This is a genomic window from Streptomyces sp. NPDC111656, assembly GCF_055656965.1.
The window spans coordinates 112,263-135,498 of record NZ_JBVKCA010000002.1 but is presented as its reverse complement, the minus strand read 5'-3'; the positions used below and the strand labels follow the sequence as shown (position 1 = coordinate 135,498).

The 23,236-nt window shown below is 70.0% G+C and carries 22 protein-coding genes and 1 tRNA gene; 13 read left to right on the top strand and 10 right to left on the bottom strand.

Features of this window, described 5'->3' with window-relative positions:
* The first annotated feature begins 183 nt into the window (after nt 1–183).
* A tRNA-Met gene (locus tag ACZ7M3_RS06155) sits at nt 184–257 on the top strand.
* A 107-nt stretch (nt 258–364) separates the two neighbouring features.
* Here the strand turns inward: ACZ7M3_RS06155 and ACZ7M3_RS06150 are convergent.
* Nucleotides 365–781, bottom strand: coding sequence for a Fur family transcriptional regulator (locus tag ACZ7M3_RS06150; RefSeq protein ID WP_054228161.1), 417 nt, complete (start codon nt 779–781; stop codon nt 365–367).
* A 112-nt stretch (nt 782–893) separates the two neighbouring features.
* Between ACZ7M3_RS06150 and ACZ7M3_RS06145 the strand changes: the two genes are divergently transcribed.
* Nucleotides 894–2,363 carry a catalase gene (locus ACZ7M3_RS06145; RefSeq protein ID WP_472061207.1) on the top strand — a complete coding sequence of 490 codons (1,470 nt, stop codon included), beginning with the start codon at nt 894–896 and terminating at the stop codon, nt 2,361–2,363.
* 132 nt (nt 2,364–2,495) lie between these two features.
* Here the strand turns inward: ACZ7M3_RS06145 and ACZ7M3_RS06140 are convergent, their stop codons facing one another.
* Nucleotides 2,496–2,888: a CBS domain-containing protein gene (locus tag ACZ7M3_RS06140; protein ID WP_095852688.1), complete on the bottom strand. Its 393-nt coding sequence runs from the start codon at nt 2,886–2,888 to the stop codon at nt 2,496–2,498.
* 158 nt (nt 2,889–3,046) lie between these two features.
* On the bottom strand, nt 3,047–3,847 hold the full coding sequence (gene hisN, locus ACZ7M3_RS06135) for a histidinol-phosphatase (RefSeq protein WP_067369310.1): 801 nt from the start codon (nt 3,845–3,847) through the stop codon (nt 3,047–3,049).
* A gap of 234 nt (nt 3,848–4,081) precedes the next feature.
* Between hisN and ACZ7M3_RS06130 the strand changes: the two genes are divergently transcribed.
* The gene (locus ACZ7M3_RS06130) at nt 4,082–4,687 is read left to right on the top strand and encodes a TetR/AcrR family transcriptional regulator (protein ID WP_472061205.1); all 606 of its coding nucleotides are present in this window, start codon (nt 4,082–4,084) and stop codon (nt 4,685–4,687) included.
* Between the two features lie 455 nt (nt 4,688–5,142).
* On the opposite strand, the gene ACZ7M3_RS06125 is transcribed toward ACZ7M3_RS06130, so the two are convergent.
* The 4 genes from ACZ7M3_RS06125 to ACZ7M3_RS06110 all read right to left on the bottom strand — a co-directional run bounded on the left by ACZ7M3_RS06125 (nt 5,143) and on the right by ACZ7M3_RS06110 (nt 8,781).
* A complete protein-coding gene (locus tag ACZ7M3_RS06125) occupies nt 5,143–5,466 on the bottom strand; it encodes a DMT family transporter (RefSeq protein WP_067368647.1) in 324 nt (107 codons plus the stop codon).
* Nucleotides 5,467–5,611: 145 nt separating this feature from the next.
* Entirely contained in the window at nt 5,612–6,622 is a 1,011-nt protein-coding gene (gene rsgA / locus ACZ7M3_RS06120; RefSeq protein WP_075028836.1) for a ribosome small subunit-dependent GTPase A, read from the bottom strand.
* Between the two features lie 16 nt (nt 6,623–6,638).
* Nucleotides 6,639–7,979, bottom strand: a complete 1,341-nt coding sequence (gene aroA, locus ACZ7M3_RS06115) for a 3-phosphoshikimate 1-carboxyvinyltransferase (RefSeq protein ID WP_472061203.1) — start codon at nt 7,977–7,979, stop codon at nt 6,639–6,641.
* A gap of 79 nt (nt 7,980–8,058) precedes the next feature.
* The gene (locus tag ACZ7M3_RS06110) at nt 8,059–8,781 is read right to left on the bottom strand and encodes a M50 family metallopeptidase (protein ID WP_472061201.1); all 723 of its coding nucleotides are present in this window, start codon (nt 8,779–8,781) and stop codon (nt 8,059–8,061) included.
* Between the two features lie 50 nt (nt 8,782–8,831).
* On the opposite strand from ACZ7M3_RS06110, the gene ACZ7M3_RS06105 reads away from it, so the two are divergent.
* The 10 genes from ACZ7M3_RS06105 to ACZ7M3_RS06060 all read left to right on the top strand — a co-directional run bounded on the left by ACZ7M3_RS06105 (nt 8,832) and on the right by ACZ7M3_RS06060 (nt 19,139).
* Entirely contained in the window at nt 8,832–9,647 is an 816-nt protein-coding gene (locus ACZ7M3_RS06105; RefSeq protein WP_351307009.1) for an SOS response-associated peptidase, read from the top strand.
* 38 nt (nt 9,648–9,685) lie between these two features.
* Entirely contained in the window at nt 9,686–10,318 is a 633-nt protein-coding gene (locus tag ACZ7M3_RS06100; protein ID WP_355307389.1) for an alpha/beta hydrolase family protein, read from the top strand.
* Between the two features lie 255 nt (nt 10,319–10,573).
* Entirely contained in the window at nt 10,574–11,257 is a 684-nt protein-coding gene (gene sigR / locus ACZ7M3_RS06095) for an RNA polymerase sigma factor SigR (protein WP_054228152.1), read from the top strand.
* The gene (gene rsrA / locus ACZ7M3_RS06090) at nt 11,254–11,556 is read left to right on the top strand and encodes a mycothiol system anti-sigma-R factor (protein ID WP_054228151.1); all 303 of its coding nucleotides are present in this window, start codon (nt 11,254–11,256) and stop codon (nt 11,554–11,556) included. Before sigR ends, rsrA begins: the two co-directional genes overlap by 4 nt.
* 155 nt (nt 11,557–11,711) lie before the next feature.
* Complete coding sequence (locus tag ACZ7M3_RS06085; RefSeq protein WP_472061199.1) at nt 11,712–13,187, top strand: HD-GYP domain-containing protein; 1,476 nt, start codon at nt 11,712–11,714, stop codon at nt 13,185–13,187.
* Entirely contained in the window at nt 13,184–14,464 is a 1,281-nt protein-coding gene (locus tag ACZ7M3_RS06080; protein ID WP_472061197.1) for an HD-GYP domain-containing protein, read from the top strand. The genes ACZ7M3_RS06085 and ACZ7M3_RS06080 overlap by 4 nt, the downstream gene beginning before the upstream one ends.
* A 153-nt stretch (nt 14,465–14,617) precedes the next feature.
* Nucleotides 14,618–15,598: a tetratricopeptide repeat protein gene (locus ACZ7M3_RS06075; RefSeq protein ID WP_472061195.1), complete on the top strand. Its 981-nt coding sequence runs from the start codon at nt 14,618–14,620 to the stop codon at nt 15,596–15,598.
* Between the two features lie 128 nt (nt 15,599–15,726).
* Entirely contained in the window at nt 15,727–16,377 is a 651-nt protein-coding gene (def, locus tag ACZ7M3_RS06070; RefSeq protein WP_054228148.1) for a peptide deformylase, read from the top strand.
* 309 nt (nt 16,378–16,686) lie between these two features.
* Nucleotides 16,687–17,772: an epi-isozizaene synthase gene (cyc1, locus tag ACZ7M3_RS06065; protein WP_472062159.1), complete on the top strand. Its 1,086-nt coding sequence runs from the start codon at nt 16,687–16,689 to the stop codon at nt 17,770–17,772.
* The gene (locus tag ACZ7M3_RS06060) at nt 17,769–19,139 is read left to right on the top strand and encodes a bifunctional albaflavenone monooxygenase/terpene synthase (protein WP_095852678.1); all 1,371 of its coding nucleotides are present in this window, start codon (nt 17,769–17,771) and stop codon (nt 19,137–19,139) included. Before cyc1 ends, ACZ7M3_RS06060 begins: the two co-directional genes overlap by 4 nt.
* Before the next feature lie 47 nt (nt 19,140–19,186).
* On the opposite strand, the gene ACZ7M3_RS06055 is transcribed toward ACZ7M3_RS06060, so the two are convergent.
* From ACZ7M3_RS06055 to ACZ7M3_RS06045, 3 genes are all read right to left on the bottom strand, one after another.
* Nucleotides 19,187–20,149 (bottom strand): GlxA family transcriptional regulator, encoded by a 963-nt coding sequence (locus tag ACZ7M3_RS06055; RefSeq protein ID WP_067368675.1) that lies wholly within the window; start codon nt 20,147–20,149, stop codon nt 19,187–19,189.
* Nucleotides 20,150–20,366: 217 nt separating this feature from the next.
* Nucleotides 20,367–20,825, bottom strand: a complete 459-nt coding sequence (locus ACZ7M3_RS06050; protein ID WP_472061193.1) for a hypothetical protein — start codon at nt 20,823–20,825, stop codon at nt 20,367–20,369.
* 99 nt (nt 20,826–20,924) lie between these two features.
* Nucleotides 20,925–23,006 carry a S53 family peptidase gene (locus ACZ7M3_RS06045; protein WP_472061191.1) on the bottom strand — a complete coding sequence of 694 codons (2,082 nt, stop codon included), beginning with the start codon at nt 23,004–23,006 and terminating at the stop codon, nt 20,925–20,927.
* Between the last annotated feature and the right edge of the window lie 230 nt (nt 23,007–23,236).

The window sequence follows — 23,236 nt, the reverse complement described above, 5'->3', positions numbered from 1 at the left end:
GCCCCCGTACCCGTGGGGCTTCCGCCCCCGTAGCCCCGTGGGGTTCCCGCCCCGGCCCCCGTGGGTGCTTCCCCTTCCCTTGTGTCTCGAGGGGGACCGTGGGGCTTTCCTCGTTCGTGTTCAAGGGGGCGTCTATGGGATTTGCACTGGTCCACCTGGTTGACGTAATGTTCAGTTCATCGACGCGGGGTGGAGCAGCTCGGTAGCTCGCTGGGCTCATAACCCAGAGGTCGCAGGTTCAAATCCTGTCCCCGCTACTTGAAGGCGAAGGACCCAGATCATTTTGATCTGGGTCCTTCGGCGTTTTCGGGGTGCGGGGCACGGGAAAGCCCCGGCGTCCGTGGAGGCCGGGGCTTCGGGGGAGTCAGGCTGAGGCGCAGGTGGGGCACAGGCCCCGGTATGTGACCTCAACGTCCGAGACCGTGAAGCCGAAGCGCTCCGAGTCGGGGAGGTCGGCGAGCGGGTTGCCGCTCGGGTGGACGTCGCGGATCGAGCCGCACTGGGCACAGACCAGGTGGTGGTGCGGACGGTGCGCGTTCGGGTCGTAGCGCTTGGCGCGCTTGTCCGTCGCGACTTCCAGCACCTCGCCGAGCGAGACCAGCTCACCCAACGTGTTGTAGACGGTCGCCCGGGAGATCTCGGGCAGCTTGGCGACGGCCCGGGCATGCACCTCGTCGGCCGTCAGATGGACGTGATCGCCGTCGAGGACCTCGGCCACGACACGCCGCTGCGCGGTCATTCGCCATCCGCGTCCGCGCAGTCGTTCCAACAGGTCACTCATGCACGCCAGCTTAACAGCAAGGTGACCAGATCCCGAATGGGTGTGACTTTGGATGAGTGCTTGATTTGGATATTGTCTAATGTAGGATCGATTCGGCATTGGGTGATCCGTAATGACGCAGGAGGCGCACGTGACGCAGGGACCGCTTACGACAGAGGCCGGCGCGCCGGTGGCCGACAACCAGAACAGTGAGACCGCGGGCGTCGGCGGCCCGGTGCTCGTTCAGGATCAGCTGCTTCTCGAGAAGCTCGCCCACTTCAACCGTGAGCGCATCCCGGAGCGTGTCGTGCACGCCCGGGGCGCCGCCGCCTACGGCACCTTCACGGTCACTGCGGATGTCACCCCGTACACCCGTGCCACGTTCCTCTCCGAGGTCGGCAAGCAGACCGAGACCTTCCTGCGGTTCTCGACGGTGGCCGGCAACCTCGGCTCCGCGGACGCGGTCCGTGACCCCCGCGGCTTCGCGCTGAAGTTCTACACCGAGGACGGCAACTACGACCTCGTCGGCAACAACACCCCGGTGTTCTTCATCAAGGACGCCATCAAGTTCCCCGACTTCATCCACACGCAGAAGCGCGACCCGTACACCGGTTCGCAGGAGGCCGACAACGTGTGGGATTTCTGGGGCCTCAGCCCCGAGAGCACGCACCAGGTGACCTGGCTCTTCGGTGACCGGGGGATTCCTGCCTCCTATCGCCACCTCAACGGGTACGGCTCGCACACCTACCAGTGGAACAACGAGGCCGGCGAGGTCTTCTGGGTCAAGTACCACTTCAAGACCGACCAGGGCATCAAGAACCTCACCCAGGCGGAGGCCGACAGGCTCGCCGGTGAGGACCCCGACTCCCACCAGCGCGACCTGCGCGAGGCCATCGAGCGCGGTGAGTTCCCGTCCTGGACCGTGCAGGTGCAGATCATGCCGGCGGCCGACGCGGCGACCTACCGGTTCAACCCGTTCGACCTCACCAAGGTGTGGCCGCACGAGGACTACCCGCCGATCGAGATCGGCAGGCTGGAGCTCAACCGCAACCCGGAGAACATCTTCGCCGAGGTCGAGCAGTCGATCTTCTCGCCGGCGCACTTCGTGCCGGGTATCGGGCCTTCCCCCGACAAGATGCTTCAGGGGCGGCTCTTCGCCTATGGCGACGCGCACCGCTACCGCGTCGGCATCAACGCCGACCACCTGCCGGTGAACCGCCCGCACGCCGCCGAGGCGCGCACGAACTCCCGTGACGGCTCCCTGTACGACGGCCGCCACAAGGGCGAGAAGAACTACGAGCCGAACAGCTTCGGCGGTCCGTTCCAAACGGACCGGCCGCTGTGGCAACCGATCGCGGTGACCGGTCACACCGGTGAGACCGAGGCGCCGTCCCACTCCGAGGACGACGACTTCGTGCAGGCGGGCAGTCTGTACCGCCTGATGTCGGAGGACGAGCAGGGGCGTCTGATCGCGAACCTGGCGGGTTTCATCGCCAAGGTCTCCCGTGACGACATCGCCGAGCGCGCGATCAACAACTTCCGTCAGGCTGACGAAGACTTCGGCAAGCGGCTGGAGGCCGCGGTCCAGGCCCTGCGCGGCTGACAACCAGCACTGGATCGCTTGTCGTGGGCGGTGGGCCGGATCCCCTCTGAGTGATGGGGGTCCGGCCCGTCGGCATGTGCGGGCCCGGCAGTGGTGCCCGGGAGGGGTGGCCTGGGAGAGGTGCCTGGGCGTCTACGCGGGTACCCGCTGCCGCTTCGGGGCCCAGCAGCGGATGATGTCGCGGACCGAGACGATGCCGACCGGGCCGTTGTCGTCGAGCACGATCAGGTGTCGGAAACCGCCGTGTGCCATCGCCGCCGCGGCTTCCTCCAGGGTCCAGACGGGGGCGGCGAAGACGACGTCGGTCGTGGTGTGGGTGCTCGCGGTCTCGGTGTCCGGGTTCTGGCCGAGGGCGATCGAGTTGAGGATGTCGCGTTCGGTGAGGATGCCGAGGCCGGAGGAGTCTTCGTCGTGGACGACGGCCGCGCCTACGCGGCGGGAGGACATCAGGCAGGCCGCCTGACGGAGTGTGTGTGCCGGGCCGATGGTGAGGACCACCGTGCTCATGGCGTCGCGGACGAGCATGGGCTGGAGCCACCTCCTTGGTGAAGCGCCAAGAGAAGCGATTCACAAGTTCACAAGTGGGGGGACTCTCAGAGTCGCAGTTAAAGGGAGGGTCAACAAGAGGGCGTGCGGTGCCTTTCGGGGGCGCCCATGGATCACAAGGGCGCACCATCGGCTCTTCAGTACCGCTGGTTCAGATAACCCAGCAGCTCGTCGTGGAGGATGCCGTTCGACGCGGCCGCGTTGCCGCTGTGCGGGCCCGGGCGGCCGTCGAGGCCCGTGAAGGATCCGCCCGCCTCGGTCACCACGATCGCGTTCGCCGCCATGTCCCACAGCGACAGCTCGGGCTCCGCGCAGATGTCCACCGAGCCCTCCGCCACCATCATGTACGGCCAGAAGTCGCCGTACCCGCGCGTGCGCCAGACCGCCTTCGTCAGGTCCAAAAAGCCGTCGAGGCGGCCCTGGTCCTCCCAGCCGGACAGTGAGGAGTACGCGAAGGACGCGTCGGCCATCCGCGAGACCTGGGAGACCTTCAGGCGCGTGGCCGAGGACAGGCTGCGGCCGGTGAACGCGCCGTGCCCCTTCGCCGCCCACCAGCGGCGGCCCAGCGCGGGCGCCGAGACCACTCCGACCACCGGCTGGTAGCCGCCCTCGCCCGCTTCCATCAGGGAGATCAGCGTGGCCCAGACGGGCACCCCACGGACGTAGTTCTTGGTGCCGTCGATCGGGTCGATCACCCAGCGGCGCGGGCCGGTGCCCTCGATGCCGTACTCCTCACCGAGGATCGCGTCGCGTGGCCGTGCCCGCTGGAGGTGGCCGCGGATCAGCTCCTCGGCGGCCTTGTCCGCCTCGCTGACCGGTGTCATGTCCGGCTTGGTCTCGACCTTGAGGTCGAGCGCCTTGAACCGGTCCATCGTCGCCGCGTCGGCGGCGTCCGCCAGGACATGGGCCAGGCGCAGGTCATCGCGATAGTCGGGCATGACTGCACCGTATATGGCCCACTCGGGCCACAGCCATACGGCCCGGGGGATCATAGGGCACGGTCATGGGGCTCGGGGGCGCCTCGGGGGCGCGGGACGTACGGCCGGATTGATCACCGCGGCGTGCGGGGGTCGACGTACGCCCCTCGACGCCGCCGCGAACCCTTGACAGTGCCCCTGCGCGCGTCAAATCTGAGCTGCAGTGCCGCCCGCTCGCCCCCAGGGAGGCGAAAGATGCCTGCAGCGCGGGAATCCCTTCTGGATGCCGCCTATACGGCGCTCGCACACCGTCCGTGGTCCACGGTGCGGATGGTCGACGTCGCCGCCGTGGCCGGTGTGTCCCGCCAGACGCTCTACAACGAGTTCGGAAGCAAGGAGGGGCTCGCGCGCGCCCTCGTGCGGAGGGAGGCCGACGGCTATCTCGCCGGTGTCGAGCGCGCGCTGGCCGCCCACGCGGACGCGCGCGAGCGGTTGGTCGCGGCCGCCGAGTGGACCACGTCGGCGGCCCGGGGCAACGTGCTCGTACGGGCCATGCTGACCGGGTGCTGGAGTGAGCGGCTGCCGTCGCCGACGCTCTCGGCGGTGCCGTCGTCGTCCGCGGTGCCCGCGCAGCGCAGGGCCGACGGGCCGTTGCCCTCGCCCGCCGACTTCGTGGCGCTCGTACGGGATCGGGCCGTCGCGGCGTTGTCCGGGCCCGGGGCGATGCGGGGGGATATGGGGGAGTTGGCGGGGGCGTGTGAGTTGGTGGTGCGGTTGTCGCTGTCGTGTGTGGCGGCTCCGCCGGGGGAGGGTGGGGTGACGGAGCTGGTGCGAGGTGCGTTGCCTCGGCAGCTGAGGTGACGCTTTCTGGGCGCCTTCTGGGGTGCCTCGGCAGGTGGGCGGGCGGGTGCGGCGTGTGGGTGGCTGGTCGCGCAGTTCCCCGCGCCCCCAAAAGACTGCGCCGCGCCCCTGAGAAGACCGCCCCGCGCCCCCAAAAGACTGTGCCGCGCCCCTGAGAAGACCGCCCGGCGCCCTCAAAAGACTGTGCCGCGCCCCTGAGAAGACCGCCCGGCGCCTCCGAAAGGCTGTGCCGCGCCGCTGAGGAGACCGCCCGGCGCCTCCGAAAGGCTGTGCCGCGCCGCTGAGGAGATTGCCCCGCGTCCCCGAAAGACTGTGCCGCGTCCCTGAGGAGACTGCCCAGCGCCCCTGAAAGACTTCCCGCGCCCCCCTGAAAGACTTCCCGCGCCCCCCTGAAAGACTTCCCGCGCCCCAAGAAAGACTTCCCGCGCCCCAAGAGGACGTCCTCGCGGGGCGTCTCAGTGGGCGGAGCCCGAGAGTTGGAGGCCGATGACGCCGATGATGACGAAGCTGATGGAGACGATCTTGAGCGTCGACACCAGGTCGCCGAGGAAGATCATGCCGTAGATGGCGGTGCCCGCCGCGCCGATGCCGGTCCACACCGCGTACGCCGGGCCGACGTCGAGCTTGCGCAGGGCGAGAGTCAGCAGACCGAAGCTGCCCAGCGCGAAGACGCAGAAGGCGACCGTCGGCCAGAGTCTGGTGAATCCGTGCGAGAGCTTCAGACAGACGGCGAAGCCGGTTTCGAGCAGTCCCGCCACAACGACCAGCAGCCACGCCATGTCTCGTCCTCCCGTGTCCGCACGTCGACTGCTTCGCCTGGCCTGGGTCCGGCTTGGTGCGATTATGCATTTGCCGACCGGCTAAGCACTTACCGACGGGCCGCCCACGCAAACAACGCGGAGGTCACAAGGGGGCTCAGGGGACTCAGTCACCCTCCGTGCGTTCCCGCGTCGCCAGCAGCCGGCGCAGGGAGTAGAGCCGCTGCGGGTCCGCGTGACCGTCCGCCACCCACTGGTCCAGCGCGCAGTCCGGCTCGTCGTGGCTGCACGCGCGCGGGCAGCCCTCGGTACCGGGTTCGAGGTCGGGGAAGGCGTGGATGACCCGGGACGGGTCGACGTGATGCAGGCCGAAGGAGCGGACGCCGGGGGTGTCGATGACCCAGCCCTCACTGCCCGGCAGCGGGATCGCGCGCGCCGAGGTCGTGGTGTGCCGACCGCGGCCCGTGACGGCGTTCACGTGGCCGGTGCTGCGCCGCCGCTCCTGCGAGACCAGCGCGTTGACCAGGGTCGTCTTGCCGACGCCGGAGTGCCCGACGAACGCCGTGATCTTGCCGTCCAGTTGCTTGCGCACCCGGTCCACCGCCGCGCCGCTCTCCAGCTCCGCACGGCTCGTCACGACGTAGGGGACGCCCAAGGCCCCGTACAGCTCGAGGAGTTCGTCGGGCGGGGCGAGGTCCGACTTGGTCAGCACCAGCAGGGGCTCCAGGCCGGCGTCGTACGCCGCGACCAGGCAGCGGTCGATCAGGCGGGGGCGCGGCTCGGGGTCGGCGAGGGCGGTGACGATGGCGAGCTGGTCGGCGTTGGCGACGACCACGCGCTCGTAGGGGTCGTCGTCGTCGGCCGTGCGGCGCAGTACCGAGCTGCGCGGCTCGATGCGGACGATGCGGGCGAGGGTGTCCTTCTCGCCGGACAGGTCACCGACGATCGCGACGCGGTCCCCGACGACGGCGGCCTTGCGGCCCAGCTCGCGGGCCTTCATCGCCATCACGAGGCGGTCCTCGACGAGGCAGGTCAGACGGCCCCGGTCGACGGTGACGACCATGCCCTCGACCGCCTCCTCGTGCTTGGGGCGGATGTTCGTGCGCGGACGGTTGCCCTTGCGGTTGGGGCGCTGGCGGATGTCGTCCTCGTCGGTGTGCTTGCCGTAGCGGCGCATGATCCCGGTCCGCCCGTCAGTTCCCGAGCATTCCGGACCACATGTCAGGGAAGTCCGGCAGGGTCTTGGCCGTCGTCGCCACGTTCTCGATCTGGACGCCCTCCACCGCCAGCCCGATGATCGCGCCGGCGGTCGCCATGCGGTGGTCGTCGTAGGTGTGGAAGATGCCGCCGTGCAGTCGGCGCGGGCGGATGTGCAGGCCGTCGGCGGTCTCGGTGACGTCACCGCCGAGTTCGTTGATCTCCTTGGTGAGCGCGGCCAGCCGGTCCGTCTCGTGCAGGCGCAGATGGGCGACCCCCCGCAGGGTGGACGGGGAGTCGGCGAGAGCGGCGACCGCCGCGATGCCCGGGGTCAGCTCGCCGACCTCGCTCAGGTCCACGTCGATGCCGTGGATCGCACCCGAACCGGTGAACTCCAGACCGCTGTCGTTCAGTTCGCAGGAACCGCCCATCTCGGTGAAGATCTCCCGCAGCCGGTCACCGGGCTGGGTGGTGTGCGAGGGCCAGTCGGGGACGACGACCGTGCCGCCGGTCACCAGGGCCGCCGCCAGGAACGGCTGGGCGTTCGACAGGTCCGGCTCGATGATCAGGTCACGGCCGAGCAGCGCGCCGGGCGTGACCCGCCAGACGTTGGGCTCGCCGCCCGACTCCGGGGTGTCCACCTGCGCACCGACCGCGCGCAGCATGTCGACCGTCATCCGGATGTGCGGCATCGAGGGCAGCGTCGAGCCGATGTGGCGGACCTCCACCCCCTGGTTGAAGCGTGGGCCGGACAGGAGGAGAGCGCTGACGAACTGGGACGACGAGGACGCGTCGATCTCCACCGGGCCGCCGTCCAGGGCGCCGCCACCGTGCACGGTCAGCGGCAGCGCGCCGCGGCCGTCGTCGTCGATGCGGGCGCCGAGCAGACGCAGCGCGTCGATCACACCGTTCAGCGGGCGCTCGTACGACCGGGGGTCGCCGTCGAAGCGGATGGGGCCGTCCGCGAGGGCGGCGACCGGGGGCAGGAAGCGCATCACGGTGCCGGCGTTGCCGACGTCGACCGTGGCCGGGCCCTGGAGACCCGAGGGGATGACCCGCCAGGCCTCGCCGGAGGCGTCCGGGCCCGCGGCGACCGTGGAGCTGGACGCCACCGTCTCCTCGATGCCGACGCCCATCGCGCGCAGCGCGCCCGCCATCAGCAGCGTGTCCCGGGAGCGCAGCGGGCGGCGCAGCCAGCCCGGCTCCGAGGCGAGCGCGGCGAGGACCAGGGCGCGGTTGGTGACCGACTTGGACCCCGGCACGTGGACCGTCGCGTCGACGACTCCGCTCGCGTGCGGGGCGGGCCAGAGGGCGGTGTGGGCGGGGTTCGCGGTCATGCGCCCACTTTAGTGGGTGGGGGTGGGGGTAGATCTTGATCAAAAGTGACGGAATGTGATCGAAAGTTGCTGGGGTGCCTCAGTGTCCCAGCAGCCAGCGGCCGCCGCCCAGCAGGGAGCACAGGGACACCGCGTGGAACAGGAACAGCCACAGCCCCGCCGGGACGTGGGTGAGGCGGGAGAGCTGGTCGGCGTCGGAGTCGCCGGCGCCGCCCCGGCTGCGCTTGGCCTGGAGCTCGAAGGCCGGCCGGACGCCGCCGAGCAGCAGGAACCACACCACGGCGTACGCGAAGGCCGCCTGTACCTGGGGTCCGGCGAGCCAGGACACCATCAGGAACGTACCGCCGGTGAGGACCACCGTGAGCGCCCCGTAGGCGTTGCGGATCATCACCAGCATCGCGACGAGCAGGGCCGTGGCCAGCCACAGCAGCAGGGTGATGCGGCCCACGCCCAGCAGCGCGGCGCCGCCGAGGCCGAGCAGCGGGGGAGCGGTGTAGCCGGCCGTCGCGGTGAGGATCATGCCGAGGCCGGTGGGCTTGCCGCGGCTGACGGTGAGACCGCTGGTGTCGGAGTGCAGCCGGATACCACTGAGGCTCCGCCCGGTCAGCAGCGCCACCAGCCCGTGGCCGCCCTCGTGCGCGATGGTGATGGCGTTGCGGGAGAGACGCCACACGCCGTGCGGGACGATCACCGCGAGAGCGGCGACCAGGGTGGCTATCACCACCCACAGGTCGGGGTCCGGCTGGGTGCCGGAGACCTGGTCCCAGAGCGAGGCCAGCGAGGTGGATGCGGTGCTGTCCATTGTCTGCGGTGGCTCCCTCTGATGTCGCGGAATCTGGCAGTGTGGCACGTATGTGCGGACGGTATGCAGCGAGTCGTAGGCCCGAGGATCTCGCAGGAATCTTTGAGGTCGAGAAGTGGGAGCCCGAGGAGACCTTGGACCCCGACTACAACGTGGCTCCGACCAAGGACGTCTATGCCGTCCTCGACCGCCCCCTTAAGGACGCGGAGAGCCCGAAGCCGGTTCGCCAGCTGCGCAGGCTCAAGTGGGGGCTCGTCCCGTCCTGGGCCAAGACGCCCGAGGGCGGCGCCCGGATGATCAACGCCCGCGCGGAGACCGTGCACGAGAAGCCCTCGTACCGCCGTGCCTTCGCCGCCCGGCGTTGCATCGTCCCCGCCGACGGCTACTACGAGTGGGTCACCGGGTCCGCCGAGCGCGATCTCGAGGTCGAGGGCAAGAAGAAGCGGCCACGCAAGCAGCCGTACTTCGTGCTCCCCGCGGACGGCTCGGTCTTCGCGATGGCAGGGCTGTACGAGTTCTGGCGCGACAGGACGCTCCCCGACGACCACCCCCGGGCCTGGTGGGTGACGTGCTCGGTGATCACGACCGAGGCGGAGACCTCACCGCTCGCGGTCGCGCCCGCCGAGGGGCCGCACGCCCTCGCCGACATCCACCCCCGGATGCCCCTGATGCTCACCCCGGACCGCTGGGACGCCTGGCTCGACCCGGCCCGTACGGACGTCGACGGTCTGCGCGAGTTGCTCGCGCCGCCGCCCGCCGGGCTGATGCGCGCCTATCCCGTCTCCACGGCCGTCAGTAACGTCCGCAACAACGGGCCGGAGCTGCTGAAGGAGCTGGAGGGCCCCGAAGAGGGCACACTCTTCTGACGTGACGGAGGTCATGGAAGGGTGACGTGACGGAGATCATGGACGCGATCGAGACGGTCGAGACGGACGCCGGTACGGCCCGCGTCAGCTGGCACCGGGCCAAGAAGCCACGCCTGGTGCTCGCTGTGAGTCACGGTGCGGGCGGCGGTATCGAGGCGCGCGATCTCCAGGCGCTGGCCGCGGTGCTTCCCGGGCACGGCGTGAGCGTCGCGCTGGTCGAGCAGCCCTGGCGGGTGGCCGGGAAGAAGGTGGCGCCCGCGCCGAAGACCCTGGACGTCGGATGGCGGGGCCTGTGGTCCACGGTCGCGAAGCCCGGACTGCCGGTGGTCGCGGGCGGGCGCAGCGCCGGGGCCCGCGTCGCCTGCCGTACGGCGACCGAACTCGGCGCCACCGCCGTCCTCGCCCTCAGTTTCCCGCTGCATCCCCCCGGCAAGCCCGAGAAGTCCCGCGCCGACGAACTCCTCGGCGCCGGGGTGCCCACCCTCGTCGTCCAGGGTGGCAACGACCCGTTCGGCAGGCCGGCGGAGTTCCCGAAGGGCTCGCATGAGCTGATCGAGGTGCCGTACGGAGATCATGGCTTCGCCGTGCCGAAACGGGCACCGATCGACCAGGACGCGGCCCTGGAGATCATCACCGACGGCGTTGTGAGGTGGATCGCGTCACTCGGGTGACGCACGGGAATGTCGGGCGGTGGACCACTGTTGTGTCGGGCAGACAGCACGGAGCGTGCTGAACCGTTCGAACGAGAGGAAGTCCGCCGCATGGGTTCGACCATCTGCCCGAACCGCAGCAGTAGCCCTGAGCTGGACTGGACGGTGCTGCACGCGGCGAAGACCGCCCCCGTTCGAGCGGCGGCGGGTGTGGATGTTCGTCTATCCTCCGATTCGAGTGGGACCGGTTTCGGTCCTGTCACGTCGCTGGAGGAGGTGGGTCCGGTCACTGGGACCGACGCAGGGACCGATCACGGCCAGGCGGAGCAGCCCGAGGGCCAGGGCACGAGCACGGAGTCGTCCGCCGAGCGCACCGCGCGCTTCGAGCGGGACGCGCTCGAATTCCTCGACCAGATGTACTCGGCCGCCCTGCGCATGACGCGCAACCCGGCCGACGCCGAGGATCTGGTGCAGGAGACGTACGCGAAGGCGTACGCGTCCTTCCACCAGTTCCGCGAGGGCACCAACCTCAAGGCTTGGCTGTATCGCATTCTCACCAACACCTTCATCAACTCGTACCGCAAGAAGCAGCGCGAACCCCAGCGCAGTGCGGCCGAGGAGATCGAGGACTGGCAGCTCGCGCGTGCCGAGTCGCACATGTCGACCGGTCTGCGCTCCGCGGAGTCGCAGGCGCTCGACCACCTGCCCGACTCGGACGTCAAGGCTGCACTGCAGGCGATCCCCGAGGAATTCCGCATCGCGGTCTATCTCGCTGATGTAGAAGGCTTTGCGTACAAGGAGATCGCGGACATCATGGGGACACCCATCGGTACGGTGATGTCCCGGCTGCACCGGGGCCGTCGCCAACTGCGCGGCATGCTCGAGGACTACGCCCGTGACCGCGGACTGGTCCCGGCCGGCGCCGGAGAGTCGAACGAAGCGAAAGGCTCGGGCTCATGAGCTGCGGAGAGCCGCACGAGACGGATTGCAGTGAGGTACTCGACCACCTGTACGAGTTCCTCGACCATGAGATGCCGGACTCGGACTGCACCAAGTTCGAGGTGCACTTCGAGGAGTGCTCCCCGTGTCTCGAGAAGTACGGACTCGAGCAGGCCGTGAAGAAGCTGGTCAAGCGGTGCTGCGGCCAGGACGACGTGCCGACCGATCTGCGTGCCAAGGTCATGGGCCGTATCGACCTGATCCGCTCCGGTCAGACCGTGCCCGAGCACGACGTCACCGCGACGCCCCAGGAGTCCTGAACTCCCCGGGAAGATCGTCCGGTTATCACCCGAACGTGCTAATCCGCGGGCTCCGAGCCCGCGGATTCGGCCATTGCCGCCCCCGTACCGTTCCCACCGCCCTAGGCTCCGGAGCCTGACCGGGGCAGGGGACGTCCGGGGGAGGGAATGTGGCGATGGGGTCGATTCCGACGTGGGCCCGTGTCTACGTCGTCTGTGTCGTCCTGGCCGCCGTGGCCTGCCTGGCTCCGCTGCCCGCCGTTCACGCACCCTGGTGGATCGTCGCCCTGCTCGCCGCGCTGTACGCCGGCTGCGAGCGGATCCCCTTCCCGCACAGCCCCAAGGGTGCCGCCGCCCGCGTCGCCGAGCGGGGCGCCCCCAGAGGGCTGGGCACCTTCCTGCCCGTGCTGCTCGCCGGGGCCTTTCTGCTGCCGCCGCCGGCCGCCGCGCTCGTGGCGCTGCCGGGCGCGCTGCTCGCCCGCGTGGAGCAGCGGCCGCGGTGGCTGCGCCGGGTCTGGCGCGCGGCCCAGCTCGCCGTCGCGGTCTGGGCGGCGTCCCGGGTGCACTGGGCGCTGGGCGGCCGGGACGCGGTCGCCCTGCCCCACTTCCCGTACGCGCTCGTGCCCGCCGGGGCCGCGGTGCTCACCTTCTGCGTGGTGCTGACCGCGCTCGACGGCGGGATCCTGGCGCTCGCCGAGCGGGTGCCGGTGCGGGGTGCCTGGCGAGGGCTCTTCTCGCGCTCCCTCGCCTCCGTCGCCGTGCACGGGCTCGCCGGGCTGATGATGGCGGTGCTGTGGCGCAGTCCGTACGGTCCCGTCGCCGCGTTGCTCGTCCTGCTGCCGATGTACGTGTCCTGCTGGGCGTTCGCGCAGTACCACCGGGAGCGGGCCGCCCACCAGGCCACCATCCGGGCCCTCGTGCAGGCCGTCGACATCAAGGACGGGTACACGCGCGGGCACAGTGAGCGGGTCGGGCAGGCGTCCATGATGATCGCCCGTGAGCTGGGCATGGACGACGAGCGCGTCGAAGTGCTGCGCTTCGCCGGGATCCTGCACGACGTGGGGAAACTGGGCGTGCCCACGCGGCTCCTGCGCAAGGACGGGCCGCTGACGCCGGAGGAACGGCGGATCATCGAGCTGCATCCCGAGTACGGGCACGAGATGGTGCGCGGTATCGGCTTCCTCGGGGAGGCGCGGTCGGCGATCCTGCACCACCATGAGCGGATCGACGGGAGCGGGTACCCGTACGGGCTGGTGGGACGCCAGATCCCGGAGTTCGCGCGCGTGGTGGCCGTCGCTGACGCGTTCGACGCGATGACGTCGACCCGGTCCTACCGGCGGGCCCGGCCGGTGCCGGTGGCGCTGGAGGAACTGGAACGGTGTGCGGGGGCGCAGTTCGATCCGGGGATGGTACGGGCCCTGGTGCGAGCGCTGAACCGACACGGGTGGCATCCTGCGGTGACCGCAGGGGTTTACCCGCCCGCTCCGCCCGTTTCCAGTCGGACAGAGGGGAACCCGACAAACAAAACCGGGTCCTCGGCGAGTACGGACGGCTGCCCGACGGACGCCGACGGGTCGTTGACCGGTGTGGGGCGGGAGTCGGTGGGGGGCGAACCCCCATCGGGCGACATCGGTGGGCGGGGGCGGTCATGAGTGCCGTGGGGGTGGGGATTCCCGGGTACGGGATCGTCGGGCGAGCCCCGTTCACCCTCACTCTCGTTCACGCGGTCGCCCTGCTCCTCGCCGTTGTCTCGCTGGCCGTCGTCTTCTGGCACGGTCTCGACGAACGAGGTGTCGCGCTCGCCTTCGGGATCCTCATCGCCGTGGGGGAGCTGACCCGCTGGAGCGGGGCCGAGGAGCGGGAGTCGGCGCCCCTCGCCGCCGCCGGAGCCCTCGCGTACGCGCTGCTCGGCGAGAACGCCGGACACCGCGCCGACCACGGCGTCCTCGAGATCGTCGCCGTCGTCGTGGCCGCGGCCCTCATCGGCTGCGTACCGCACGTCGCCCGCGGCCGAGGGCCCACCGCCGACCACCTCACCCGGCGCGTCCTCACCGTCGGCTTCGCCGCCGTCTGCTTCCAACCCCTGTACAACCAGGGGAGGTTGATGGGCTGGGGCGGCCCCTCGTACGCCCTGCTGCTGGTCTCCCTGCTGGTGCTCACCGCGCTGTGCGACGCCGTGCTCGCGGCGGCGATGGCGCACGCCCGGACCCGCTGGCCCTTCGGACCGCTGCTGCGGGACGAGCTGCGGGCCACGCTCGGCATCGGGTCGGCGGTCTGCGCGACCGGGGCCGTGATGTCGCTCGCGGTGGCGGTCGTCGGGCTGTGGGCGCTGCCCGTGTTCTCGCTGCCCCTGCTGCTCACCCAGCTCTCCGTCCGGCGGTACGCCGCCGTGCGCGTCACCTATCGGCAGACGATCGCCTCACTCGCGCGGGCGACTGAGATCGCCGGGTACACCCCCACCGGGCACGCCCGGCGGGTCGCCGAGCTCAGCCGGGCCGTCGGCCGTGAGCTGGGCCTGTCCGAGCCCGATCTGACCGTTCTGGAGTACGCGGCGCTCATGCACGACATCGGACAGCTCAGCCTGGTCGACCCGGTGCCGGCCGGAGCCACCTCCGTGCTCTCCGCCGACGAGCAGAGGCGCATCGCCCTCCTCGGCGGCGCCGTCGTACGTCAGACCGGCGTGGACGCCGAGGTCGCCGTGGTCGTGGAACGGCAGGCCGATCCGTACCGGGAGCAGCCGGTCACGGCACGGATCGTGCGGGCCGTCAACGCGTACGAGGAGATGGCCAGGGAAGCAGGCCCGGGAGGGCCCCTCACCGCCCTGGAGAAGCTGCGCCTGGCCACCGCCCGCGACTATCAGCCCGAGGTGGTGGAGTCGCTGGCCAGGGTCCTGTTGCGGGGCACCCTTACCCTGCCCCAGGCTGGGTAACCCATGGGTAATGAGCGCCCGTCCAACGGTCCGTGGTTGGATGCGAGGAAGAGGGCGTTCGGGGGCACGGGCCAGCCCGGGGCTGCGCTGTCTTCAGGAAACTCTTCAAAGGACCGGCAGGCGGGAAACGCAAGGAACTGGCAGGCGGGAATCGTGAGGATCTTCGGCAAGGGACGACACCGGCCCTCCGCCTCATGGCGGCAGGCCACCGATCGCGCGTTCACGCTGATCGGCGACGGCCGGTACGAGGACGCGGGAGCGCTGTTGACGCGCGCCGCGGACCTGGAGCCCTGGCTGTCGGAGTCCTGGTTCAACCTGGCCCTGCTGCACAAGTTCCGGCACGACTGGGAGCAGGCGCGGGCCGCGGGCCTCAGGGCCGTCGCACTTCTCGACAGGGAGGCGGGCGCCCCCGACTGGTGGAACGTCGGGATCGCCGCCACCGCCCTGCAGGACTGGCCGCTGGCCCGCCGTGCCTGGCAGGCGTACGGGCTGCGGGTGCCCGGCGGGGCCGCCGTGTCCGGGGAACCGGCGGGCATGGACCTCGGCAGTGCGGCCGTACGGCTGTCGCCGGAGGGCGAGGCCGAGGTCGTGTGGGGGCGCAGGCTCGATCCGGCCCGGGTGGAGGTCCTGTCCATTCCGCTGCCGTCCTCGGGGCGGCGCTGGGGCGAGGTCGTTCTGCACGACGGTGTCCCGCACGGGGAGCGGACGACCGCCGCCGGGCACGCCTATCCCGTCTTCGACGAGATCGAGCTGTGGGCGCCCTCCCCGGTGCCCACCTGGGTGGTCCTCCTGGAGGCCGCCACCGAGGAGGACCGCGACGCCCTGGAGCAGCTCGCGGCGGAAGCCGGCTTCGCCGCGGAGGACTGGTCCTCGTCCGTACGGCTGCTGTGCCGGATGTGTTCCGAGTCGCGGATGCCGTCCGACGAGGGCGACGGTGAGCATCTCGACCCGCACGACCACAGCGAGCCCGGACATCCGGGGCCGCTCGGTCACCGCACCGACGGGCAGCTGTGGGTGCCGGAGCGGGAGTGCGGGGTGGCCGCGCCGGCCGGGCTGGTGCGGGGGCTGTTGGACGGGTGGGTCGCCGACAGTCCGGACTCCCGGGACTGGCGGGATCTCGAAGAGGTTTGCTGAGCGCCGCGGGTTCACTGCGGGCCGGTGGGGGCTTGTCGCGCAGTTCCCCGCGCCCCTGAAGGGGCGCCTGTCCCCGTACTCTGTAACAGCACCACACTCCCATGCACTCAGGAAGGCGTACGTCGGTCATGGCGCAGCAGGACACCGAGCAGCAGCACTCTGGAGTGCTCCCCGTGGACGACGAGGGTTTCGTCAACGACACCGAGGACGGTGAGGAGCGCGAGGCGGCCTACCGTGAGCGCGGTACCTCGCGGCCGATCACGGTCGTCGGCAACCCGGTGCTGCACAAGGAGTGCAAGGACGTCACCGAGTTCGGGCCCGAGCTCGACCAGCTGGTCGCCGACATGTTCGCCAGCCAGCGCACCGCCGAGGGCGTGGGCCTGGCGGCGAACCAGATCGGTGTCGACCTGAAGGTCTTCGTCTACGACTGCCAGGACGACGAGGGCAAGCGGCACGTCGGTGTCGTCTGCAACCCCGTCCTCGTCGAGCTGCCCGCCGAGCAGCGCCGCCTCGACGACAGCAACGAGGGCTGCCTCTCGGTGCCGACCGCGTACGCGCCGCTGGCCCGCCCCGACTACGCGGAGGTCACCGGGCAGGACGAGAAGGGCAACCCGATCAAGGTGCGCGGCACCGGCTACTTCGCGCGCTGCCTCCAGCACGAGACCGACCACCTGTACGGCTACCTCTACATCGACCGGCTCTCCAAGCGCGAGCGCAAGGAAGCCCTGCGGCAGATGGCCGAGAACGAGCCCCGCTACCCGATCGTCGCGAACGACTGAGTCGCGGCGGGGCAGTTGGGGCTCGCGCGCACGCGCGGGTCGGTTCGAGCGGCGTCTGGTCAGGGGGAACTCCCTGACCAGGCGCCGTTCGCATGTGCGTCGCACGTTCGATCCCTTGTGCTCCTCCAGTGATCCATATTCAGTCACAGAAGGGGAGATTCTCAGCACTGTGGGGTAGCGAGTGGAGTAAATCCGTTCCCAGAACGGTCAGTTGTGGTGCTGAATGGGAAGTGCGGGGATACGCAACGGCGCACGCCCGGCACAGCGGGAGGGGCGCGGCGTCAACTGGCGGCTGAGAGGGGTTTGTTCGTGCATGCATTCTCACACGGCACTTCATCGACACCGACCGTGGTCGCGGTTCCACCGGCGCTCTCTCTCCCGGTGATCGAGTCCGCGTTTCCCCGTCAACTGCACCCGTATTGGCCGAGGCTCCAGGAGAACACACGTTCGTGGTTGAGGGAAAAACGCCTCATGCCGGCGGACAAGGTCGACGAATATGCCGACGGCCTTTGCTATACGGACCTGATGGCGGGCTACTACATTGGCGCTCCCGACGAGGTCATGCAGGCGATAGCGGACTACAGTGCGTGGTTCTTCGTCTGGGACGACCGCCATGACCGCGATGTCATCTGCGGCAGGCCCGACGCCTGGCGGAGGCTCAGGTTCCAGCTGCACGCGGCTCTCGACTCCCCGGGGGAGCACCTGCACCACCGGGATCCCCTGGTCGCGGGGTTCGCGGACAGCGTGGTGCGCCTGTACTCGTTCCTGACCAAGAAGTGGAACGCGCGCTTCGCCCGGCATTTCCACGCGGTGATCGAGGCGTACGACCGGGAATTCCGCAACCGTGTCAACGGCACCGTGCCCACGGTCGAGGAATATCTGGAACTGCGGCGGCTCACCTTCGCGCACTGGATCTGGACCGACCTTCTTGAGTCGAGCGTCGACTGTGAACTTCCCACCGCCGTGCGGAACCATTTCGCATATCGGCGGGCGGCGTTGCTGAGCCAGGAATTCGCGGCCTGGTACAACGATCTCTGCTCGCTCCCGAAAGAAATCGCGGGCGACGAGGTCCACAATATCGGAATCAGCCTCATCCATCACGAGGGGATGACGCTCGAAGAAGCGGTGCAGGACATCCGGCGGCGGATCGAGGAATGCATCACCGAATTCCTCGACGCGGAAAAGGACCTCAACCGGTTCGCCGACACGCTCGCGGACGGCACCGTGCACGGCAAGGAATTGAGCCTCGCCGTGAAAGCGTGCCTCGGCAATATGCGGAACTGGTTCAGCTCCGTGTACTGGTTCCACCACGAGTCCGGCCGGTACACCGTCGACAGCTGGGACGACCGCTCCACACCCCCGTACGTCAACAACGAAGCGGCAGGTGAGTCATGACCGTCGAGTCCGTGAAGCCCGCGCAACCCGCGGCACCGCAGCTGCCCGTCCCACCTCTGGCCGGGGGCGGCGTACCCGTCCTGGGCCACGGCTGGAAACTGGTCCGCGACCCGCTGGGCTTCCTCGCCCGGCTCCGCGACCACGGCGACGTCGTACGGCTCAAGCTGGGCCCCAAGACGGTGTACGCGCTCACCTCGCCGGCCCTCACCGGAGCGATGGCGCTCAGCACCGACTTCAAGATCGACGGACCCCTCTGGGAGTCCCTGGAAGGCCTGCTCGGCAAGGAGGGCGTCGCCACCGCGAACGGGCCCAGGCACCGTCGTCAGCGCCGCACCATCCAGCCCGCGTTCCGGCTCGACATCATCCCCGAGTACGGACCGATCATGGAGGAGGAGGCGCGTGCGCTCGCCGAGCGCATGGGGTCGGGCGAGCCCGTCGACTGCACCTCCGAGTCGTTCCGTGTCGCCGTGCGCATCGCGGCCCGCTGTCTGCTGCGCGGCGAGTTCATGGACGAGCGCGCCGAGCGGCTGAGCGTCGCGCTCGCCACCGTGTTCCGCGGCATGTACCGGCGCATGGTGATCCCGGCGGGCCCGCTCTATCGGCTGCCGCTTCCGGCCAACCGCAAATTCGACCGCGCATTGGCCGATTTGCATCTCCTCGTCGACGAGATCGTCGCCGAGCGCCGCGCATCCGGTCAAAAGCCGGACGATTTGCTGACGGCATTGCTGGAAGCGAAGGACGAGAACGGCGAGCCGATCGGCGAACAGGAGATCCACGACCAAGTCGTAGCGATACTCACGCCCGGCAGCGAAACCGTGGCGTCCACGATCATGTGGCTGCTGCAAGTCCTCACCGAACACCCAGAACACGCCGCGCGGGTGGCCGAGGAGGTCAAATCCGTCGTCGGGGACCGGCCCGTCGCATTCGACGACGTCCGGAAGCTGTCGTACACCAACAATGTCGTTGTCGAGTCGATGCGGCTGCGCCCCGCCGTATGGATTTTGACCCGGCGGGCGGTGACCGAAACCGAACTCGGCGGCTATCGGATACCCGCCGGTGCCGACATCGTCTACAGTCCGTTCGCCATCCAGCGTGATCCGCGCTCGTACGACGGGCATCTGGATTTCGACCCCGACCGCTGGCTTCCGGAACGCGCCAAGGACGTCCCGAAGCACGCCATGAGCCCCTTCAGCGTGGGCAACCGGAAGTGTCCGAGCGACCACTTCTCGATGGCGCAGCTCAGCCTGATCACGGCGACGGTGGCGTCCCGCTGGCGGTTCGAGCAGGTCTCCGAGTCCAATGACGCGACCCGCGTCGGCATCACCCTGCGTCCGTACCGGCTGCTGCTGAGGGCCCTGCCGCGGTGACCGCGCGGCGTCGTAAGCGGTGACCCCGTGTCCGTACCGGTGCGCGTTCAGGCAGCCCGCGGGCCCCTGAACGTGCGCCGGTACGCCTGCGGGGTCGTCCCCAGGCTCCGGACGAACTGGTGGCGCAGCGCGGCCGCGGTGCCGAACCCGGTGCGGCCCGCGATCGCGTCCATCGTCTCGTCCGACGCCTCCAGCAACTCCTGTGCCAGCAGCACCCTTTGGCGCAGGATCCAGCGGTACGGGGTGGTGCCGGTCTCCTGCTGGAAGCGGCGTGCGAAGGTGCGCGGGGACATGTGGGCGCGGGCCGCGAGCTGCTCGACGGTCACCTCCCGGTCGAGGTGGCGCTCCATCCACACCAGCACCTCGCCGACCGTGTCGCAGGTGGAGCGGGGCAGCGGGCGCTCGATGTACTGGGCCTGCCCGCCGTCCCGGTGCGGGGGCACCACCATGCGGCGGGCGATGGCGTTGGCGACCTCGGGGCCCTGTTCCTTGCGGACGATGTGCAGACAGGCGTCGATTCCGGCGGCGGTGCCGGCCGAGGTGATCACCGGGTCCTCGTCCACGTACAGCACGTCCGGCTCGACGATCGCCTTCGGGTACTGCCGGGTGAGCTCCTCGGCGTGGTGCCAGTGCACGGCGCAGCGCCGCCCGTCGAGGAGCCCGGCCGCGCCGAGCACGAAGACACCGGAGCAGACGCTGAGCACCCGGGCGCCGCGGTCCGTGGCGCGGTGCAGGGCGTCGAGCAGTTCGGGCGGATAGGACCGGGACACATAGGAGTTCCCGGCGGGGAGAGCGATGAGGTCGGCGCTCTCCAGCCGCTCCAGGCCGTGCTCCGTGGTCAGCGAGAACCCCGCGTGGGTGCTCAGGGTCGGGCCCTCGGCGGAGGCGACCGCGAAGTCGTAGACGGGCAGCCCGTCGTCGCTTCGGTCGATGCCGAACACCTCGCAGACGACCCCGAGTTCGAAGGGGTGCACACCGTCGAGCAGGACCGCGGCCACGTTTTTCAGCATGTCGGCCAGTGTGCCTCGTCAGTGGCAGGAAATCGAGGGTGTACGGCAGTCCTGCCACTGACGCCGAAGGGCGAGCGGTACGACAGTGGTGTTCATGGAGATGCTCATCGACAACTCGGACACCACCGTCGGAATCCTGACCGTCCTCGCGCTGTTCGTGGTCCTGGCCCTGCCCGCGCTGATCGGCACGGCCCACGAGCGGCGCATCGACCGGCAGCTAGGACTTCGTGACCAGCACCGTGACCGTCCACTCCTGAATGCCCTTGCACGACACCTTGCCCGGGGCGGTCGCGCAGAGCGGCCGGGACGAGGTGAGGTGGGCGGTTCCCGCCGAGACCGCCTTGAAGGCGGAGCTCGCGTCGCCCGCCTGGAGGACGACGCCGCTGTTGGTCGCCTCTAGCCCGGTGCCGCTGACCTTGACGGGTGTCCACGGCCGACTGGCGGTGCCGTCCAGGGTGAGGCGGAGTACGCCGCCGGCCGTGAGGCAGTACGTGTGGCCGGTGTCGGCGGCGCCGAGCTCCGCGGGAGCCGTGTCACAGCTCGGCTGGCTCGTCGTGGGGGACGGCGAGACGCTGCGGCTGCCGCCCGCGTCACCGCCGCCCTGTGTGCCGCAGCCCGCGAGGAGCAGCGTCAGGGCCGTGAGGGTGAGGATCCGATGGTGGGTCGTACGGCGCATGGGGTGGCACCTCCTTGTCGCTTGGACGTGCCACCCCCGCATCAGGATCCACACAGGGTCACAGGGCCCTGGCCGCGACGCCGGCCAGGGCCCCACTGGTCAGCTGGTCGTGACGGCGGTGTCGTCGACGACGAAGCTGGTCTGGAGGGAGGAGTCCTCGACACCGCTGAACTTCAGGGTGACGGTGGACCCGGCGAAGGAGGACAGGTCGAAGGTCTTCTGGGTGTACCCGGTGGCCTTGTTGAGGTTCGAATAGGTCGCCAGGGTGGTCGATCCGGCGGTGACCGTCAGCTTGTCGTACTGGCTGCTTGTGGTGGTCTCCGCGGTGTCGATGTGCAGGTAGAAGGTGAAGCTGGCCTTGCAGCCGGACGGGATCGTCACCGACTGGGAGAGCGTGTCGGTGTGCGTCGAGCCGTAGCCGTCCAGCCATGCCTTGTACGAACCGGCGTGCGCGGCCTCACTGCTGGAGTTGGTGATCACGCCGCTGCTGGCGCTCCAGGTGGTGTTGCCCGACTCGAAGCCCGGGTTGCCGAGCAGCTGCGCCGAGGTGCAGGTGCCGCCGCCGGAGGTGCTGACGGTCCAGGTGAAGGAGGCGGAGCCGGAGGCGCCCGTGCTGTCGGAGGCGGAGACGGTGACGCTGTACGTACCGGCCGTGCTCGCGGTGCCGGAGATCAGACCGGTGGAGCTGCTGATCGAAAGGCCGGTCGGCAGACCGCTCGCGCTGTAGGTGAGGGTCGCGCCCGCGCTGTCGCTCGCCGAGATCTGCAGACCGACCGAACCGCCGGTGGTGGTGGACTGGCTGCCCGGGTTGGTGACGGTCACCGTGTTGCCGGTGCTGGTGCCCGAGGCGAAGGCGGTGGTGCCGTTCGGGGTGCCCCAGCCGGTCGGGCCGTCGTAGCCGGTGGCCGCGGTGCAGAAGTACGAGGGCGAGCAGGAGCCGTTGTTGCCGCTGGTCACGTCGTACAGGTTCGAGGTGTGGGAGTACGGGTACTTCGCCGGATAGTCGCTGGAGCCCGGGGTGCCCGCGAGGGCGTACACACCCGCGATGATCGGCGAGGAGGCACTCGTACCGCCGTAGACCGCCCAGCCGGAGCCGCCGTAGGTGTCGTAGACGGCCACGCCGGTGGCGGGGTCGGCGACCGCGGAGACGTCGGACTCCATGCGCTTGGAGCAGCCGGTGTCGGTCTGCCAGCTCGGCTTCGCGTCGTAGGCGGAGCAGCCGGAGCCGGTGCCCTCGGTGCTGCTGGTCTTCCACACGGACTCGGTCCAGCCGCGGCTGTTGGAGCTGGTGGACAGGGCGGTGCCGCCGACGGCGGTCACGTACTGGGAAGTGGCCGGGTACTCGGCGCCGTAGGCCTCGTCACCGGAGGAGACGGTGATGGCGACGCCCGGGTGCTTGAAGTACGAGGTGTCCTCGCTGGTCTGCGAGGAGGACTCGGAGCCGCCCCAGCTGTTGGAGACGAACTTCGCGCCCAGCGTCACGGCCTCGTTCTCGGCGGTGCCGAGGTCGGAGTCGGTGGCCGAGTTGGCCTCGACGAGGACGATGTTGCAGTTCGGGCAGACCGCGCTGACCATGTCGATGTCGAGCGCTTCCTCACCCGCCCAGCCGGTGTCGTTGGTCGGCAGGGAGCTGGTCGAGCCGGTCTGGCTGACCTGCTTGAAGCAGCCGTTGGCCTTGGTGCAGGCCGACAGGCCGAACTGCGAACGGTAGGTCGCGAGGTCCGACTCCGCGTTGGGGTCGTTGTACGCGTCGACCACGGCGACGGTCAGGCCGGAGCCGCCGGTGGAGGGCAGGTTGTAGGCGCTGTGCAGGTTGGCCGGGCTCAGACCGGACACCGCGGCGGCGGCGTTCGGCGAGATCGCGGCGGCCAGCTTCTGCTTGATGTCGGTGCGGCGCTGCGCGAAACAGGCCGCGTGACCGGCCGTCGGGGCACCGCACAGGTGCGTGGTCGGCACCTTCTGGCCCGCCTTGCCCGTGGAGTGCACGGCCTGCGCGGCCGGGGCGGTCAGGGCCTTCGCGTTCTGGGCGGCCCGGGAGGGCTTGGCGGTGGTCGGCGCCGGCTGCGCGTTCGCGGCCGGGGCCGCCATGAGTCCGGCGACCGTGAGGGCGAGGGCGGGCGCGGCGGCGGTCAGAAGTCTTCGCAGTCGCCGGGCGGGCCTGCTGGGGGGTGTCTCACGCATGAGTGCTGCCTCCATCGGTTTGAGGCGGGTGCCGTGCGGGCCGGGGTAGGGCCCCGCACGGCTCCACAGCCGGAAGTGGGGGTTCTCGGCGTTGCGTGGCAGGCCCGTGACGCGCGTAGCGTGAGAGAAGAGCGGATGTGCCATGGGCATGCCAATCCAGTCGTCCTGTCGTGCCGCTGTACGTGACATGCCAGGACGGCCAGAACCTAGCCGGGGCCGATGACGCCCGG

Bases quoted from the DNA above. Each gene is read 5' to 3' on its own strand.
- ACZ7M3_RS06150 (WP_054228161.1), bottom strand. From the start codon at position 781: ATGAGTGACCTGTTGGAACGACTGCGCGGACGCGGATGGCGAATGACC.
- ACZ7M3_RS06145 (WP_472061207.1), top strand. From the start codon at position 894: ATGACGCAGGAGGCGCACGTGACGCAGGGACCGCTTACGACAGAGGCC.
- ACZ7M3_RS06140 (WP_095852688.1), bottom strand. From the start codon at position 2,888: ATGCTCGTCCGCGACGCCATGAGCACGGTGGTCCTCACCATCGGCCCG.
- hisN (WP_067369310.1), bottom strand. From the start codon at position 3,847: ATGCCCGACTATCGCGATGACCTGCGCCTGGCCCATGTCCTGGCGGAC.
- ACZ7M3_RS06130 (WP_472061205.1), top strand. From the start codon at position 4,082: ATGCCTGCAGCGCGGGAATCCCTTCTGGATGCCGCCTATACGGCGCTC.
- ACZ7M3_RS06125 (WP_067368647.1), bottom strand. From the start codon at position 5,466: ATGGCGTGGCTGCTGGTCGTTGTGGCGGGACTGCTCGAAACCGGCTTC.
- rsgA (WP_075028836.1), bottom strand. From the start codon at position 6,622: ATGCGCCGCTACGGCAAGCACACCGACGAGGACGACATCCGCCAGCGC.
- aroA (WP_472061203.1), bottom strand. From the start codon at position 7,979: ATGACCGCGAACCCCGCCCACACCGCCCTCTGGCCCGCCCCGCACGCG.
- ACZ7M3_RS06110 (WP_472061201.1), bottom strand. From the start codon at position 8,781: ATGGACAGCACCGCATCCACCTCGCTGGCCTCGCTCTGGGACCAGGTC.
- ACZ7M3_RS06105 (WP_351307009.1), top strand. From the start codon at position 8,832: ATGTGCGGACGGTATGCAGCGAGTCGTAGGCCCGAGGATCTCGCAGGA.
- ACZ7M3_RS06100 (WP_355307389.1), top strand. From the start codon at position 9,686: ATGGACGCGATCGAGACGGTCGAGACGGACGCCGGTACGGCCCGCGTC.
- rsrA (WP_054228151.1), top strand. From the start codon at position 11,254: ATGAGCTGCGGAGAGCCGCACGAGACGGATTGCAGTGAGGTACTCGAC.
- ACZ7M3_RS06085 (WP_472061199.1), top strand. From the start codon at position 11,712: ATGGGGTCGATTCCGACGTGGGCCCGTGTCTACGTCGTCTGTGTCGTC.
- ACZ7M3_RS06080 (WP_472061197.1), top strand. From the start codon at position 13,184: ATGAGTGCCGTGGGGGTGGGGATTCCCGGGTACGGGATCGTCGGGCGA.
- def (WP_054228148.1), top strand. From the start codon at position 15,727: ATGGCGCAGCAGGACACCGAGCAGCAGCACTCTGGAGTGCTCCCCGTG.
- ACZ7M3_RS06060 (WP_095852678.1), top strand. From the start codon at position 17,769: ATGACCGTCGAGTCCGTGAAGCCCGCGCAACCCGCGGCACCGCAGCTG.
- ACZ7M3_RS06055 (WP_067368675.1), bottom strand. From the start codon at position 20,149: ATGCTGAAAAACGTGGCCGCGGTCCTGCTCGACGGTGTGCACCCCTTC.
- ACZ7M3_RS06050 (WP_472061193.1), bottom strand. From the start codon at position 20,825: ATGCGCCGTACGACCCACCATCGGATCCTCACCCTCACGGCCCTGACG.
- ACZ7M3_RS06045 (WP_472061191.1), bottom strand. From the start codon at position 23,006: ATGCGTGAGACACCCCCCAGCAGGCCCGCCCGGCGACTGCGAAGACTT.